We start from the raw sequence: 15,866 nt of genomic DNA, 5'->3' as shown, positions 1-15,866 counted from the left end.
GGAACGGCTCCTACGAAAACCATCACTTCGCACACCCCGCTCCGGCCCTCGATGTGCACAAGGCATAATCCGCCCTGAACCAAGCGCTGCATCTGCGAGCAGCGCCCCATGCTCGCCGCCATCACCTCAACCATGACGATGACCTCCGAGTTTTTTCCCGAGTCCGACATCACCCCTGCCTCGGTTGACGCGTTCATCGCCCGCTGGCGCGATGCAGACGGCACCGAACTCGCCAACGCGCAGACTTTCACGCGCGAACTGTGCGAGCTGCTGGCGCTGCCGCTGCCCGAACCGTCGCGCGCGGACACGCTGGACAACGCCTATGTGTTCGAGCGCCGCGTCGTGTTCAGCCATGGAGACGGCAGTACCTCGGAGGGCCGCATCGACTGCTACCGGCGCGGTGCCTTCGTGCTGGAAGCCAAGCGCCTGCAGGCCGGCGCCCACACCCGCGGCTTCGACGACGCACTGCTGCGCGCCCGCACCCAGGCCGAACGCTACGCCCGAGCACTGCCGGTGGCCGAGGGCCGGCCGCCCTTCGTCGTGGTGGTCGACGTCGGTCGCGTGATCGAGTTGTATGCCGAGTTCTCACGCAGCGGCGCCACCTACACGCCCTACCCCGACCCGCGCAGCCACCGCATCCGGCTCGACGACCTCGCGAAGCCCGATATCCGCGCCCGCCTGCGTGCCGTGTGGCTCGATCCGGCAGCGCTCGACCCGGCGCGCATTTCCGGCAAGGTAACGCGCGATGTCGCGGTGCGGCTGGCCAGCGTCGCCAAATCGCTTGAAGCCGATGGCCACGACGCCGAAGCGGTCGCCGGCTTTCTCACCCGCTGCCTGTTTTCGATGTTCGCCGAAGACGTGGGCCTGTTGCCGGCGCGCAGCTTCAGTACCCTGCTCGACGACCTGTCTCGGAACACGCAGCAGTTCGTGCCGCTGCTCGCCGCGCTGTGGCGAGAAATGGATGTCGGCGGTTTTTCCGCCGTGCTGCGCGACACGCTGCCGCGTTTCAACGGCAAGCTGTTCAAGCAACCCGAGGTGCTGCCGCTCAAGCGCGAACAGATCGTGCTGCTGCGCGAAGCCGCGCGCGCCGATTGGCGGCAGGTCGAGCCGGCCATCTTCGGCACCCTGCTCGAACGCGCGCTCGACCCGGACGAACGCCATGCGCTCGGCGCCCACTACACGCCGCGCAGCTATGTCGAACGCCTCGTGCTGCCCACCGTCATCGAACCGCTGCGCACGCAGTGGGCCAATGTGCAGGCGGCCGCGCTCACGCTGGCGCGCGAAGGCAAGGTCGACGCCGCACGCGGCGAGATCAGCCGCTTCCACCACCAGCTGTGCAACATCCGCGTACTTGACCCGGCCTGCGGCAGCGGCAATTTTCTGTACGTCACGCTGGAACACCTGAAGCGGCTCGAAGGCGAAGTGCTGAACCAGGCGGGCGAACTGGGCGCTTCGATGGCGCTGGAAACCGAAGGTCTGAGCGTCGACCCGCACCAGTTTCTCGGACTGGAAATCAACCCGCGCGCGGCCGCCATTGCCGAACTGGTGTTGTGGATCGGCTATCTGCAGTGGCACTTCCGCACCCGCGGCGCCGGTCTGCCGCCGCAGCCGGTGCTGCGCGACTTCCGCAACATCGAATGCCGCGACGCCGTGCTCGCCTGCGACCGCATCGAATTCGCGACCGACCCGGCCGGCATTCCACTCACTCGCTGGGACGGCCACACCTTCAAGCCGCACCCCGCCACCGGCGAGCCGGTGCCCGACGACAGCGCCCGCGTGCCGCTCGAGCGCTACGTCAACCCGCGCCGTGCCGACTGGCCGACCGCCGACTACGTGGTCGGCAACCCGCCCTTCATCGGCGCCGGGCCGATGCGCGCTGCACTCGGCGACGGCTACGTCGACGCGCTGCGCCGCGTGTGGCACGACGTGCCCGACTCGGCCGATTTCGTCATGTTCTGGTGGCACCACGCCGCCGACCTCACGCGCGCCGGGGCGCTCCAGCGTTTCGGCTTCATCACCACCAACAGCCTGAAGCAGACCTTCAACCGCCGCGTCGTCGACGCCCAGTTGAAAGCCGCGCCGCCACTGTCGCTCGCGTTCGCCATTCCCGACCACCCGTGGGTGGACAACGCCAATGGCGCAGCCGTGCGGATTGCCATGACGGTGGGCAGCGCGGGCGCGGGCAGCGGACGACTGCTGACCGTCGTGGCCGAAGCGCCGACCGGGGACGATGAGGTGGCGGTGTCGCTGGCCGACAAAACCGGAGTGCTCCATGCCGACCTGACCATTGGTGCCGATCTCGGCGCTGCCCGCGCGATGAGGGCCAACGGTGGTCTGTCATCGCCGGGTTTCAAGTTGCATGGTGCCGGCTTCATCGTCACTCAAGATCAGGCGGCCTCACTCGTCCTCAACAGCGCCACCGAACTGAATGCCCTCATCAAGCCCTATCGCAACGGCCGCGACCTGACCGACCGGCCGCGCGGCGTGCTCATCATCGACGCCTTCGGCCTATCCGCAGATGAGCTGCGCGCGCACTTTCCGGCCGTCTATCAGTGGCTGCTCGAACGGGTGAAGCCGGAGCGCGACCAAAACAATCGCGCCACCTACCGCGACAACTGGTGGATCTTCGGCGAACCGCGGCGCGACCTGCGCCCGATGCTTGCCGGCTTGCCCCGCTACATCGCCACCGTCGAAACCGCGAAGCATCGCGCCTTCCAGTTCCTGGACGCCAGCGTGGCGCCCGACAACATGCTGGTGTGCATCGCGCTCGACGACGCCACGGCGCTCGGCGTGCTGTCCAGCCGCGCGCATACCGCGTGGGCGCTCGCTGCCGGCAGCCGGCTCGGCGTCGGCAATGATCCGCGCTACAACAAGACCCGCTGCTTCGAACCCTTCCCCTTCCCGGACATGTCATCCGGCCTGCGCCTGCGCATCGGTGCGCTGGCCGAGCAGATCGACGCGCACCGCAAGCGCCAGCAGGCGGCGCACGCCGACGTGACGCTGACCGGCATGTACAACGTGCTGGAAAAGCTGCGTCGCGACGAGCCGTTGAACGCAAAGGAAAAAGCGCTGCACCAGCACGGTCTGGTCGCCGTGCTTGACCAGTTGCACCGCGAGCTCGACGCCGCCGTGTTCGACGCCTACGGCTGGAGCGATCTCGCCCCCGCTCTGGTCGGCGCGCCCGGCGCGCTCACCCCGCTGATCGACAAGCCTGAAGCGCTGGCGCAGGCCGAGGCCGAACTGCTGGAACGCCTGGTGGCGCTGAACGCCGCGCGCGCCGCCGAAGAGGCGCAGGGGCAGGTGCGCTGGCTGCGCCCCGACTTCCAGGCGGCCGGCAGCGCAAGCCCTGTGCAGACCGAAATCGAAGGTGCCGACACCGATGCGCCCGCCGCCCCGCCTGTACCGGTCGCCCGCCAGCCCTGGCCGGCCGAACTGCCGCAGCAGATCGCCGCCGTGGCCGGCGTGCTCGCTGCCAGCGCCGCGCCGCTCGACCTCGACGCGCTGGCCGGTCGCTTCACCGGCAAGGGTCCGTGGAAGAAGCGCCTGCCACAGTTGCTCGACACCCTCGCCGCGCTTGGCCGCGCCCGCTGCGACGACCGGCGCTGGCGTAGCATCTGAGCCCGCGCCGGTTGTCATGGCGGGTGTCCACAAGGCAACCCGGTGAGCGGGACGCTGTGTTTCGAGATTCGATGCCTGTGCGAGGTTCATGAGCGAGGTTCATGAGCGGGGTTCATGAGTCGGCGCCTGAGTCGGAATGCGCCCTTCCCATCTCGACCCGGTCTGCATATATATATAGGGGCACCGGGCGCGATGCCCGCCCGACTGGACGCAGCCCGAGCCAGATATTCGCAACCGAGCGACACGGCAAGCCCGTTTACCTTGCCACCGCCGCTCCATGCACGGATGTGCCGCGCGGCCGTGTGGACCGCGTAGGTCAACAGCTGCGGCGAATACACCCGGTTTTCACGCGCAGCACGATTGAATGGCGAACGACGCCAAGGCTCCCTCAACGGATGGCGGAGCGCATCCGCAACCGGGCCGATCGGGTAGTCGATGACGTTGCGCAGCTGTTCTGATGAACACTTCCGTCGCCCTGTCGGGCTTCAGACCTGCGATCCCTGTTTCGACCAAAAAAAGGCCCGCACCGAAGTGCGGGCCTGGTCCAGTGAGTCAGAGAGCTACCGGTTCTGTCCCCAGCCCCTGCGACGACGGGCCGCGACGGTGAGCACACCCAGGCCGGCCAGAAACATCGCGTATTCCGCGGGCTCGGGCACTACCGCCACCTGCCAGCCAATATCGCTGAGTACCGCCCAATCCAGATCGGTCACCTGGCGACGCTCACCGGCTGACAAGGTCGTGGTCATTAACGCGGTCTGCGACAGACCACCGACCGTGCTGGAGACCGACTCACCGAGGAAGCGATAGCTGTCGGCATCGAGTGCAACGGCCACCCCGCCATTCGCCGCAATGGCGTTCACACCGTTGAAAAGCATGTTCGTGGTGTCGGCCTGCGCGGTGTAGCTCGCCGCCGTGTTGCTCACCAGACCGCCGCCGAAGCCCAGGACGCCGATCAGACCCCGCAGCGCAGCGGTATAGAAGTCATACCCCTCGAACGATTCGGTGGTGGACAGATCGCTGTCGAAGTAATAGGAAATCGCGCTGTTGAAGGCCAGCGCGCCACCCCAGGGACCGAAATCGGTCTGCGGGCTTGTCAGTACACCGGCCTGCCCCCGGCTCATCATCGCGGCACGATAGGCGTTGTATGCATCGCCCGATCCACCCGTCGGCGATGCAACAGTACCTGCCGAAGTGTGTGTGACGCCCTCACCCAGGCCACGGTTTCCGATATAGACGCGCAACTGGTTGGCGCCGATCACCGCACTCTGGTCGTTGGCCGACTGACCGGTGGCCGGCGACGAGAAGAAGATGCGCGACCGGAAGGTGCCATCGGGGCCGATCGCGCCCAGTTCATCGGTAATGCGCGTTTCGAGAACGCTGGCCGCCTGTTCGAGTATGGCTCTTCGTTCCAGTGTCATGAAACCATCGTCGTAGCTGTAGTCGAACACGAATTCAATGGCTTGCGCACTGCCTGCCATCGAGATCGAAGCGACTGCCGCCGCCAGTACCTTTGCTTTCATGCCCATTTCAACCTCCTCGTCATCGTTGTCTGGCTCGCACGTGTTCCTCCGGGGTCGGGACACGATGACATCCGTCTTGCAGTTTCCGTGCCCGCCCCGGGAACGACCTGGCCGATCGTGATGATCCGGTCGTGACAGAAGCGGGGGCGGTGTCCCGCGCTGGAATCCATGACAGGGGAACGGAAGGCACCGAGGCAACTTCCGGAACGTGGTGCCCCTCTCGGCGGCTCATTTGCACCACAGCGGTCGATAACAACCACCATTGCCAGCCCCGGACCGTGACCATTGCCGCCTCAAGCCAGGGGACGAATTCCGCTCGAAAGGACGACATCCCCTGTCAGGCCCCCGTTCTGCCCTTCGCTGACCGGGGCTGCCGACACGCTGGCCTTCCAATTGCTTCCATGAGGCTCGGAAGTCAGGCACGCCCCGGGCGTTGACATCCGCACATGGACAAGCAGATCGAGGAAGCAGCGCCTGCGCTTGCATTCCCGACAGTGCGCCGGCGCGCCATCACGGAGGGGGGGGTCAGTCTTGTCACGTGTCATATCCCGAACAGGCATGGCGGTCGTCATGTCCGCCGTTGCGATCGTCTCTGCGTTCGCACAGGACACTGACGCTGGCGCAGCCAGCCAGCCCGCAGCCCCAGCGACGCCCGCTGCAGCGAAGGAGCCAGAAATCGACACCGTCAATGTGCGCGGCCGGCGCCCCACCGAGGTCGGCCCCATGCCGGGGCTGGGTCTGACGGAAGACGAAATACCGGCGAACATCCAGAGCATCACCGCGAAGGAACTGCGCGAATCAGGCGCCCTGTCGCTCACTGACCTGATGAACAGCCAGATGCAGTCGGTCACCGTGAATGACTACCAGGGCAACCCGTTCCAGATGGATCTGCAGTATCGCGGCTTCACTGCGGGCCCGCAGATCGGCACGCCGCAAGGCCTGTCGGTGTTCCTGGATGGCATACGGGTGAACGAAGCCTTCGGCGACACGGTAAACTGGGATCTCATTCCGATGAATGCGATTTCGCGCCTCGACGTGTTTCCGGGCTCGAACCCGGTATTCGGCCTGAACACGCTCGGCGGCGCGCTGTCCCTGCGCACCAAGACCGGCTTCAGCGATCCCGGCATCGAGGCGCGCGCGCTGGGCGGCGCCTGGGGCCGCAAGCAACTGCAACTGTCCGCCGGCGGGAACAACGGCACCATCGGCGGCTTCATCGCCATCCATGGTTTCGAAGAGGATGGCTGGCGCGACAACTCGCCGTCGAACGTACGCCAGACCTTCGGCCGCTTCGATCTGATGGCCGGCATCGCGTCCTTTGGTCTGTCGGTGCTCAAGGTGGACAACGATCTCGTGGGTAACGGAACCGTGCCGATCGAGGACTTTCGCGCCCGGCCCGAAACCATCTTCACCTCACCCGATGAAACCAAAAACGAACTGCTGCAGTACCAGCTGAGTGCGGCCTTCGACTTCACGAACGAGTTCAACGTGACGGCCATGACCTACCGGCGCCGCAGCGAACGCGGCGGCACCGGCGGGGATGCGTACGAAGACTTCGACGACATGGATCAGTCTCGCGACAGGGTCACGAATAACTTCAATGTGCTGTGCAAATACGCCGACACCGATAATGACTTTGCACCCGATGACTGGAATGCACCGCTCAACGCCCCTTGCGGCGAAGCCAGCGGCCGGACGCCAAACTATGGACAACCGAGAAATGGTGCGTCGGTAATCGGCGCATCCGAGCCCGGTGTCGTCGACGGCACCCCGATAGGACTGAGGAACCGGACGGAACTGAACCAGATCACCCGCGGCGGCGCCTTACAGTTCAACTGGAATCTGGAACGTCACAAATTCATGTTCGGCGCGGCCGTTGATACCACGCACACGAGCTATCTGAATGCGCAGCAACTGGGCCTGCTCGACAGCAGCCGAAACTTCTATCGTGCGTCCGAGGGTTGGGGCGCTGGCCAGATCGATCCGATCTATTACGCGGCGCAGAACGAAATCATCATGAATGATTTCGACGGCAGTTCGCGCAACCGCAGTCTCTATTTCAGCGAAACCTGGTCACCGCGCGAAAACCTGCATCTGTCGATGTCCGGACGGTTCAATCTGTATGACGTGTCGAACGCCCTTAACGGACGCGCGTCCTCAGCCGGCCTGCATGAATTCCGGAATGCAGTCGCCGGTAGCAACGTCTTCCATTCCGATCCGGTAAACGGCTCATTCACACTGCGTGACGCCATCGAGGTCTGCTCAAGCGGCATGGATGACGAGACCTGTGAGCGCAAGCGTTTTGACTACGATGCCAATCAGCTTTATCGAGTTGCAACCAAGGAAAAGCACAAATACCGCTCGTTCAATCCGTCCTTCGGAGTGAACTGGCTTCCGGACGAGAACACGAACATTTTCGCTAACTGGAGCCGCGGTGCCCGGGCGCCCTCGTCGATCGAGCTTGGATGTGCTGTTGACCGAACGCCGATCGGAAACACCTTCCGGTCGGCACTGACCAGTTACCCGGTGTGCAACCTGCCAAACACACTGTCGGCCGATCCGTATCTGCCCCAGATCAGGTCGAAATCCGGCGAGATCGGCGCACGCGGTCTGCTTCCCAACGGATTCAAATGGAATGCAGCGGTGTTCAGGACCGATCTGAGCGACGATGTCTATCTTGTTGGCGTCACGCCTTCCCGGAGCTATTTCGACACGATAGGCGACACGCGTCGCCAAGGCATGGAGATGGGCCTGTCCGGTTCGGTCGGAAAACTGGATTTCCGTGTCAACTATGCCTACACCGACGCCACCTTCCAGTCCGACTTCTATCTGTTGAGTCCGCACAACAGCAGCGCCAATTTCGATCAATCGGCTCAAGGAACCGCAAACATCAAATCGCCCGAGGCAGCGCTGAATTCCGGACAAGGCATCTACCAGATGATCCGTGTCCAGCCTGGGGACAAGATGCCCGGTGTATCGCCGCACAACCTGAACGTCACTCTTGGCTACAAGGTCACTGACGCCTTGAGCTTCAGGCTGACAGCCATCGCGCATTCGAGCGCTTTCCTGCGGGGAAACGAGAACAACGAACACGACGCTGAAGGAAGCGACCAGGAAATCCGCCTGTCGAACAGTGCAGCGGCCTGTGGAGCGCAACCCAGACCGTGTTACGTCGAGGCCACCGTCGGCCGCCCCTTCCGCTACAGCGGCAAGTCGCCCGGCTATGCGGTGCTCAACCTGCTGATCAATTACAAGTTCGACAAGCACCTGACCGGCTTCGTGCAGATCAACAACCTGCTCGACAAGACCTACTACTCGGCCGGCCGCCTGGGCATCACGCCATTCGCCCCCAGCACTTTCGGCGCCATCGGCGACAGCGGCTGGAACTACAACTCCAGCGAGTGGCTGAACTCCACTTTCGTTGCACCCGGCGCACCCCGCGCGATCTGGTTCGGCCTGAGTCTCGCGCTGGACATCTGACGCATGTGCCGCTCCTGCCGCACCGAGCGTGCGGGTGCACCGGCATCGACGATGCGCCATCCCGGTGGTCCGGCGCGACTGCCGGACAGGTTTGCATCCGGCGTGCCCGCTCGTGAAACAAAGTGCATGACCGGCCGTGCAGGCTCGCCGACGGTCGCCCGCCACGACCGTCATCGAACCGAAACAAAAAGCGGTGCCCCGGGAAGTCTCCCCGGCCTTATTGGGCGTTTTCCCGCTGGGTAAGGCTCGCCCGCCCTCTACGTTTCAGATGTCGGGCGCGTATGTCAGGCGCGTAGACAGTACTTAATGCACTACCCGATTTCCGGCGTGCGTTCGCGCCGGATCGGGGCTGTTCGTTCTTCCGATGGCTCGTCCAATAACGCAACAAAAGGAGGAAAACATGCACCACGCCTCATTGAAGGTGGCGCTTGCGCTGTCCACCGCGCTCGTCGCCGGATCGGCCTACGCCGGTTGGGTTACACCCAAGACATCCGGTCTCGGCCTGATGTACAACTGCAGCCCTGAAGCGACCTGCCAGGTCCAGACCACCAACGGCGCGAACCCTGGCGGCTACCGGCTGCTGAACGCCCGTAGCACGCCCGTCGTGCTCGGCGGCGTCATGATCGGCCGCGTACTCGACCGCGTCTGGCGATCCCGCTCCGACAACACGCAGTACGTGTTCGGCACCCGCGTCGTGCTGAACCGGCGCGACTGGTCTGGCAGCGGTCTGCCCTATGCCATCGACGACATTTTCCGCTATGGCTTCTCGGCCAGTTACCCGATCGAGACCGGCTGGCGCCGTGCCCGCTCCTCCGACTTGCGCATCGAGCAGGTCGGCCGCACCGCCATCGGCACCAACCAGGGCATCAAGACCTACGACCTCACGGTGGTCGATTTCGCCGTGCCGCTCATCTTCCCGGACAACACCCCGCCGGAAGACGACGACGAGGAAGACCTGACCATCGCCGAAGATCCGGACGAGGGCGTGGAACCGGAAGAAGAAGAAACCGAAGAGGAACCGCGCCGCCTTCGCTCCGCCTGGCTCTACATCCGCACCACCGCGACCGGTTACGAGCTGGGCACCGATTCCATACGCCTCTGGAACGCCGGATCAGCCGAAGGGCAACCGCAGGAATCGCTCTGGTTCAACGGATTCCGGCCCACTTTCTGAGCAAGCGCTGTCTGTGACGGGGCCGCTTCCGACCCCGTGTCCGTTGAACAAACCTGAGGAGAACCAGGCATGAAGCAATTGATCGCACAAGCAATACTCGGAACCGGTATCGCCATTCTGGCGGCACCGTCATCGGCCGGATGGGTCACGCTGAACAACCCGCCGACGACACCGGTCATGACGACATGCAGCAATGGCACGTCGACCAGCGATGCCTGCAATGTGGGCACCCTATCTGCTGCAACATCGGGGTTCAGCCTTGTTGCCAGCACGAGTAGTTCCATCGTGGCCAACACGGTGACGGTCGGTACGCTCTACGATCGCGTCTATTACAACGGCTCGACCGGAGAAAGTCTGTTCGCGCTGCGTCTCGACATGAACGGCAACCAGTGGGACCCGCCGTCCGACGAAACCTTTGAAGTCAACGACGTGTTCCGCAGCGGCTTCGCGAGCGTGGGCAGCATCCAGGCCGGATACGCCCGGGTCAACAGCGTCGATGAATACTCGTGGGCCATCGGCCGCACCGACGAAGGTCTGAACGAAGGCACCGGCTCCGGCGGTGCGCCGGTCTATGACACCGACTGGGTGCGCTGGTGGACCGATGTGAATGTCGATGACCCCGATGGCAGCAGCCCCGGCACTTCGGCCTGGTTCGTGATGAAATTCATCGATGAGGACGTCGTGGACTTCGCCCAAGGGTCCGGCGCCATCCGCATCTGGCAGGGCGGCGAAGAAGGTCAGGAGGAGTACGAAATCTTCATGACCGGCTATGTCCCCGTCTTCGCCTCCGCCCGCTCGGCCATGGCACTCGCCCCCGTTCCCGAACCGTCCGAATACGCCATGCTGCTTGCCGGCCTGGGTCTGGTCGGTGCGATGGCCCGCCGTCGCATGAAATAGTCACCCCTCTGCAACGCAGCATCGACCGGACGCGCCACATCGAGAATGCGGTGCGTCCGGTCTCGTCACGTCGGCACCGGAGATACCAGAACCATGTCCAGCACGTCCTTCATCCGCGCCATCGGCACCCTTGCGCTGGCCTGCCTGCCAGCATTTTTCAGCGCGCCGGCGCACGCCTTGCGCGGTGGTGAAACAAGCAGCGACCACGACTGGGTGGGCACGCTCAGCACCGGCGGCGACGGCGTACTGATCGCGCCAAACTGGGTGCTCACCGCAGCCCATGTCGCCAGAGCGGGCGGCAGCTTCCAGACCGCTGCCGGCAGCGCGCCGGTCGCCGCGGTATTCAAGGCCGGCACGCTGGGCTTTCCGGACGACGATCTTGCGCTGCTGTACCTGGGTAGCGCACTGGACGTCGGCGCCCTCCCGAGGGTGTACGGCAACGTGCTGTATGCCAATGACGCCATCGCATACGGTGCCGTCACGCTGGTGGCCGCGCAGGATTCGAACACGCAGCAGTACGTCCATTCGGCGCTGGTCACCGCCTACCCGCATTTCACGACCGAGGACGGCGTGGTGCATGCGACCTGGTACGTGGTGGCGGGCTCGCGCAGCGATACCTCGCCGCTGCTGCAAGGCGGCGACAGCGGCAGCGGACTGTTTGCCGGCCACCTCGACGGTCACGACGAAGTGCTGTTGATGGGCATTGCATCGGCAACCTGCAACACCCGCTACTCATGCTTCGTACAGCCGGCCGCCTACCGGGAATGGATCGACAGCACGATGAATGCATCCGGTCAGGGCGCGCAGTGGTCGCTGGCTCCCGTACCGGAACCGTCGACCTGGGCACTGCTTGGCGCCGGGCTGGTCATGATCACCACATGGCGCGGGCGCATCCGGGCCCGCTTTGCCTGGCGGACTGGCAATCCGGCGCTGACTGGAGGCCCGGACGCGCGGATGCCGCACGGTGGCTTATTTCAACCATTTGGCTGAAATAAGCCACCAGAACATACGCATCACCTGCTGTTCTGCCTCGCCGGGAAATGCGATCCATAGAGGCGAAGCGCCCGACACTGGAATGAGAATTTCCCGACCTGGTTGGCGCGCAACTTGCGGTGAGTTAACGGGGATAGTCCGAACCACAAAAATCAGGAGGGAAGTCATGCATCCATTCAAGCAGGCCGCGCTCGCCGGCATCGCGTCACTCGCACTGGCCTCACCGGCATACGCCTACATCGACATCGTGTTCGACTACCGCTTCGACACCAGCGGCTATTTCACTGCAGACAAGCAGGAAGTACTCAATCAGGCCGCGTACGCCTTCGAATCACGCTTCACCGACGAGCTGACCGGATTCACCTCCAACCCGACCGGAGACAGGTTCAGCGCCGGTACCAAATGGGGCAGCGTGCCCAATCTGAGTGTCGGGCAGAATCAGGTCGTCATTTTTGTGGGTATCGATTCGCCCAACTTCTCAAACGGCTGGGAGGACTCGGTCAGAGCCATTGGATCGAATGGGGGCGGACAGTTTGGAGGTCTGGGTACCTCTCAGGCTTTTCGCACCGCGGTACTCGATCGCGGGCAGGCTGGCGGAGATCTCGATGCGTCCAGCTGGGGCGGCTCGCTGGTATTCGACCCCAACGCCAATTGGTATGTGGATGCGGACACGACCACGATCGAGTCGTTCGCCGGCCAGTACGATCTTTACTCGACGGCACTCAAGGGCATGCTCGATATCTTTTCCGGGCGCGGCTCCGATCCGTCCTCCGCAGCATGGTCCGCGCTCCTGGACAATCGACAACGCTTCATGGGCGCCAACGCGGTCGCCGAGAACGGCAATGTGCGGCTCAATACCCAGTTGAATGGCGGCAATCGCATTCAGCCGACTTACGAGAGCATTGGCGAAGGCTCCGGCCTCGAACAACTTGCGGTGTTTTCCCATGGCCTGTCGACCGGCGAGCGCCGCTATCTCACCGAACTTGACTACGCCATGCTCGAAGACCTCGGTTGGCAGGTTGGCAGCCTGGCCGACGCCCCGCCCTACCTGCCGGCCGTCCCCGAACCCGGCACCTGGGCCATGATGCTTGCCGGCTTTGGTCTGATCGGCTTCGTGGCTCGCAAGCGGCGCATGCAGTAAGGCCTAAGGCGTCATCGCAAGAGGCCCGCGCCGAGAAATCCGGCGCGGGCCTTGTTTATTGTGCGACGTGCGTCGATGGCGGCAGGAAGGTACCCGCTCGCCGGTGACGCCCCGCGTCCGGGCCTGAAGCGGCCTACTCGTCGACCGCGCCCTTGAGTCCGTGCTTGTCGATGCGGTAGCGCAGCGTCATCCGGCTCACGCCAAGACGACGCGCGGCCTGGGACACATTGCCCCTCGCCTTTTCGAGCGCGTGCTCGATCATCCAGCGCTCTGCTTCGTCCAGCGTCATCGATGCGATGGGCGAAGACGATTCGTTCGCGGCGGATGGGCGTTCTGTCGAAGTGCCCAGCCCCAGATCGGCCGGCCCGATGTCACGCCCCTGACAGAGAAGCAGCGCGCGTTCGATCAGATGCTTCAGTTCGCGTACATTGCCCGGCCAGTGATAACGCAGCAGCGCCGTCCGGGCGTCCTTCTGGATCACCGGTTCGACCAGCGCATAACGCCGCGCCGTCTGCGTCACGAAGCGCTGCGCCAGCAGCAGTACGTCGTCACCCCGTTCGCGCAACGGTGGCATGTTGAGCGTCACGACGTTGAGGCGGTAATACAGGTCGGCGCGGAACTGGCCCGCGGCGATCATGGCCGGCAGATCGCGATTGGTGCCCGCCACAAAACGTGCGCCGATCGGGCGCTCGCGGGTCGAGCCCACCCGGCGCACGACACGCCGCTCGATCACGTTCAGCAGCTTGGCCTGCATGTCCAGTGGCAGCTCGCCGATTTCGTCGAGGAAGGCCGTTCCGCCTTCGGCCGCTTCGAGCAGACCGGCACGCGCGCCCTGGGCGCCGGTATAAGCGCCCTTCTCGTGACCGAACAGTTCCGCCTCGATCAGCTCGCGCGGCAATGACGCGCAATCGACCTGCACGAAGGGACGTTCGGCCAGCGGGCCGGCGCGGTGCAGGCAGCGCGCGGCAACGTCCTTGCCGGTACCGGTTTCGCCGATGATGAGCACGGTGGGCGGCGGCGCGAGGCGGTTGCCGGTCAGGCTTCCGAGCGCAGCGATCTGTTCGCGAACCGCATGCATGGCGGGACTTTCGCCAAGCAGCTGCGCGGTATCGCCACTGTGGCTTTCGCGGCTGCGCGAGTAATCGACCTTCTGTCGCAGGCCGGCGGTGCGCAGCGCCTTTTCGATCACCAGCTGCAACTCGTCCAGATCGATCGGTTTCTTCAGATAGTCGGCCGCCCCCAGCTTCATCGCACGTACCGCGTCCTCGACCTCGCCATAGGCGGTGAGCACGATGACGGGCGCCGCGCGCGTGTCGCGCGCCAGTTCGGCCAGCAGGTCGACGCCCTGCCCGTCCGGCAGACGCAGGTCGAGCAGGATCACGTCCGGCCCGAAGCTGTTGAGCGATTCGCGGCCGGCCGCCAGCGTCGCTGCATGCTCACAGGCGTATCCGGCGCCAGCGAGGCGTTTCACCACCGCCCGCGCAAACAGCGCCTCGTCTTCGATCAGCAACACCCTGGCCGCGTGGACCGGAGTGGAAGACCTGAACCCGGACAGATCATCCGTCAGCAGATTGGCCAACATTTTTCTCCTCCATCGGCATGATCATCACGACCTCGGTACCCGGGTCGTGATGTATGAATTCGAGGCGCCCGCCGTGCACGTCGCACACCTTGGCGGCAAAGGGAATGCCCAATCCGCTGCCCTGCACCTTGGTGGATACCAACGGACTGAGTCCGCGCGGCACCGGGCTGCCCACCATGCCCGCACCAAAGTCGCGCACCGACAAGGCCGCGCACCCATTGGCATGAACCAGCCTGAACTCGATCACGCCATCGGCAGGCGAGGCGTCGATCGCATTGTTGAGCAGCCCCAGCAACGCCTGCTCGACGAGATGGAGGTCGATATCGAGCGTACAGGTCTGCCCGAGGCCGATACGGCGCAACGACAGGCGCCGCGCGTCCAGCCGGTCACGCGCGAGCGCCGTGACCGTGTCGAACAGGGAGGCGACGTCGACCTCGGTGCGTTTGGGTTGCAGCGGGTTCAGATAGGACAGCAGCGAGTAGGTCCAGCGATCGAGCCGGTCGGTGGTGGCAATGATCCCGGCCAACCCTTCCCTGACGTCGGCCGGCAGGAACGGGGCGTCCATTACCTGAGCGGTCGCCCGTATGCTGGCCAGCGGATTGCGTATGTTGTGCGCCACCACCGGCACCAGCGCGCTCAACGTCGCCTGCTTCTCGGCCACGCGCAACGCCTCCTGGCTGGCCTGCAGGGCGCCGGCCATCGAATTGATGGCACATGCCAGCCGGATCAGCTCCGCCGCACCGGTTTCCGGCACACGGTGCTGCAGTCGCCCGAAGCTGATATTGCGCGTCGCGTCCATGATGGCTGCCAGCGGTTCGGCCACCGCGACACGCAGATAGCGCCTGAACACGATGAAGATCAGGGTCGCCAGCAGCAGCGGCAATGCCAGCAATATCGGCACCACCTTCTGCAGGATGCCGAGCCGATGATCGACGTCGCGCCGCCTCTGCAGCAGCACGCGCTCGAACTCGCTGAGCCTCTGCTCGAAGTCGCTGAACGCGCCACGTTCGAGTTGTGCATCGAGCGATCGACCGCCGGCCAGCGCCTCTTCCGAACTCACGCGCAGCATCGCTTCGCCTTGCTGGCGTACGCCGCGATAGGCTGCGTGCAGCGCATCGACCACATCGCGCTCGCGTTCGCTCTCGGCCCGCGCATACACCAGATTGAACTGGCGATCGATCGCGCTCGCATACTCCAAGAATTCGGCCCCCGCCTGGACGTCGCCCAGAAAGGCATGATCGAACACCTCCTTGATCTGCCGGTACAGACTGCCGCGCATTTCCAGCGCGCCAGCGCTCATGAACGCCAGGCGGTCACGTTCGGCCGACGCCAGGTTCCACATGTGCAGCCCCGCCACCCCCATGGCGCCGGAAAAGACCAGCAGCGCCAGATACAGCACCGCGTAGCGCAGCTGAAGCCGCTTCAGCGAATGCGCCTCGCCGATGAAATCCATGACCGATTGCCGAA

9 protein-coding genes are annotated in these 15,866 nt (G+C 64.6%); 6 read left to right on the top strand and 3 right to left on the bottom strand.

Annotated features, from left to right (window positions below; translation table 11 throughout):
- Positions 1 to 108: 108 nt before the first annotated feature.
- The gene (locus Q8R75_RS05905; protein WP_305626384.1) at positions 109 to 3,618 is read left to right on the top strand and encodes a DNA methyltransferase; all 3,510 of its coding nucleotides are present in this window, start codon (positions 109 to 111) and stop codon (positions 3,616 to 3,618) included.
- A 560-nt stretch (positions 3,619 to 4,178) separates the two neighbouring features.
- Here Q8R75_RS05905 and Q8R75_RS05900 read toward each other — a convergent pair.
- The gene (locus Q8R75_RS05900) at positions 4,179 to 5,138 is read right to left on the bottom strand and encodes a PEP-CTERM sorting domain-containing protein (protein ID WP_305626383.1); all 960 of its coding nucleotides are present in this window, start codon (positions 5,136 to 5,138) and stop codon (positions 4,179 to 4,181) included.
- Positions 5,139 to 5,708: 570 nt separating this feature from the next.
- Between Q8R75_RS05900 and Q8R75_RS05895 the strand changes: the two genes are divergently transcribed.
- From Q8R75_RS05895 to Q8R75_RS05875, 5 genes are all read left to right on the top strand, one after another.
- On the top strand, positions 5,709 to 8,615 hold the full coding sequence (locus Q8R75_RS05895) for a TonB-dependent receptor (RefSeq protein WP_305626381.1): 2,907 nt from the start codon (positions 5,709 to 5,711) through the stop codon (positions 8,613 to 8,615).
- Positions 8,616 to 9,015: 400 nt separating this feature from the next.
- Entirely contained in the window at positions 9,016 to 9,786 is a 771-nt protein-coding gene (locus Q8R75_RS05890; RefSeq protein WP_305626379.1) for a hypothetical protein, read from the top strand.
- Between the two features lie 69 nt (positions 9,787 to 9,855).
- Positions 9,856 to 10,683, top strand: a complete 828-nt coding sequence (locus Q8R75_RS05885) for a PEP-CTERM sorting domain-containing protein (protein ID WP_305626377.1) — start codon at positions 9,856 to 9,858, stop codon at positions 10,681 to 10,683.
- Positions 10,684 to 10,776: 93 nt separating this feature from the next.
- Positions 10,777 to 11,673, top strand: a complete 897-nt coding sequence (locus tag Q8R75_RS05880; RefSeq protein WP_305615817.1) for a trypsin-like serine protease — start codon at positions 10,777 to 10,779, stop codon at positions 11,671 to 11,673.
- 169 nt (positions 11,674 to 11,842) lie between these two features.
- On the top strand, positions 11,843 to 12,817 hold the full coding sequence (locus Q8R75_RS05875) for a PEPxxWA-CTERM sorting domain-containing protein (protein ID WP_305615815.1): 975 nt from the start codon (positions 11,843 to 11,845) through the stop codon (positions 12,815 to 12,817).
- A 133-nt stretch (positions 12,818 to 12,950) separates the two neighbouring features.
- Here the strand turns inward: Q8R75_RS05875 and Q8R75_RS05870 are convergent, their stop codons facing one another.
- The gene (locus Q8R75_RS05870) at positions 12,951 to 14,399 is read right to left on the bottom strand and encodes a sigma-54 dependent transcriptional regulator (protein WP_305615813.1); all 1,449 of its coding nucleotides are present in this window, start codon (positions 14,397 to 14,399) and stop codon (positions 12,951 to 12,953) included.
- Positions 14,374 to 15,852 carry an ATP-binding protein gene (locus Q8R75_RS05865; protein ID WP_305615811.1) on the bottom strand — a complete coding sequence of 493 codons (1,479 nt, stop codon included), beginning with the start codon at positions 15,850 to 15,852 and terminating at the stop codon, positions 14,374 to 14,376. Before Q8R75_RS05865 ends, Q8R75_RS05870 begins: the two co-directional genes overlap by 26 nt.
- Between the last annotated feature and the right edge of the window lie 14 nt (positions 15,853 to 15,866).

This window comes from Methyloversatilis sp. (assembly GCF_030696805.1).
GTDB lineage: Bacteria > Pseudomonadota > Gammaproteobacteria > Burkholderiales > Rhodocyclaceae > Methyloversatilis.
This window is presented reverse-complemented; position numbering and strand designations above follow the sequence as displayed.

Excerpts from the sequence above, each read along its gene's own strand:
- Q8R75_RS05905 (WP_305626384.1), top strand. The coding sequence starts at position 109 with ATGCTCGCCGCCATCACCTCAACCATGACGATGACCTCCGAGTTTTTT.
- Q8R75_RS05900 (WP_305626383.1), bottom strand. The coding sequence starts at position 5,138 with ATGAAAGCAAAGGTACTGGCGGCGGCAGTCGCTTCGATCTCGATGGCA.
- Q8R75_RS05895 (WP_305626381.1), top strand. The coding sequence starts at position 5,709 with ATGTCCGCCGTTGCGATCGTCTCTGCGTTCGCACAGGACACTGACGCT.
- Q8R75_RS05890 (WP_305626379.1), top strand. The coding sequence starts at position 9,016 with ATGCACCACGCCTCATTGAAGGTGGCGCTTGCGCTGTCCACCGCGCTC.
- Q8R75_RS05885 (WP_305626377.1), top strand. The coding sequence starts at position 9,856 with ATGAAGCAATTGATCGCACAAGCAATACTCGGAACCGGTATCGCCATT.
- Q8R75_RS05880 (WP_305615817.1), top strand. The coding sequence starts at position 10,777 with ATGTCCAGCACGTCCTTCATCCGCGCCATCGGCACCCTTGCGCTGGCC.
- Q8R75_RS05875 (WP_305615815.1), top strand. The coding sequence starts at position 11,843 with ATGCATCCATTCAAGCAGGCCGCGCTCGCCGGCATCGCGTCACTCGCA.
- Q8R75_RS05870 (WP_305615813.1), bottom strand. The coding sequence starts at position 14,399 with ATGTTGGCCAATCTGCTGACGGATGATCTGTCCGGGTTCAGGTCTTCC.
- Q8R75_RS05865 (WP_305615811.1), bottom strand. The coding sequence starts at position 15,852 with ATGGATTTCATCGGCGAGGCGCATTCGCTGAAGCGGCTTCAGCTGCGC.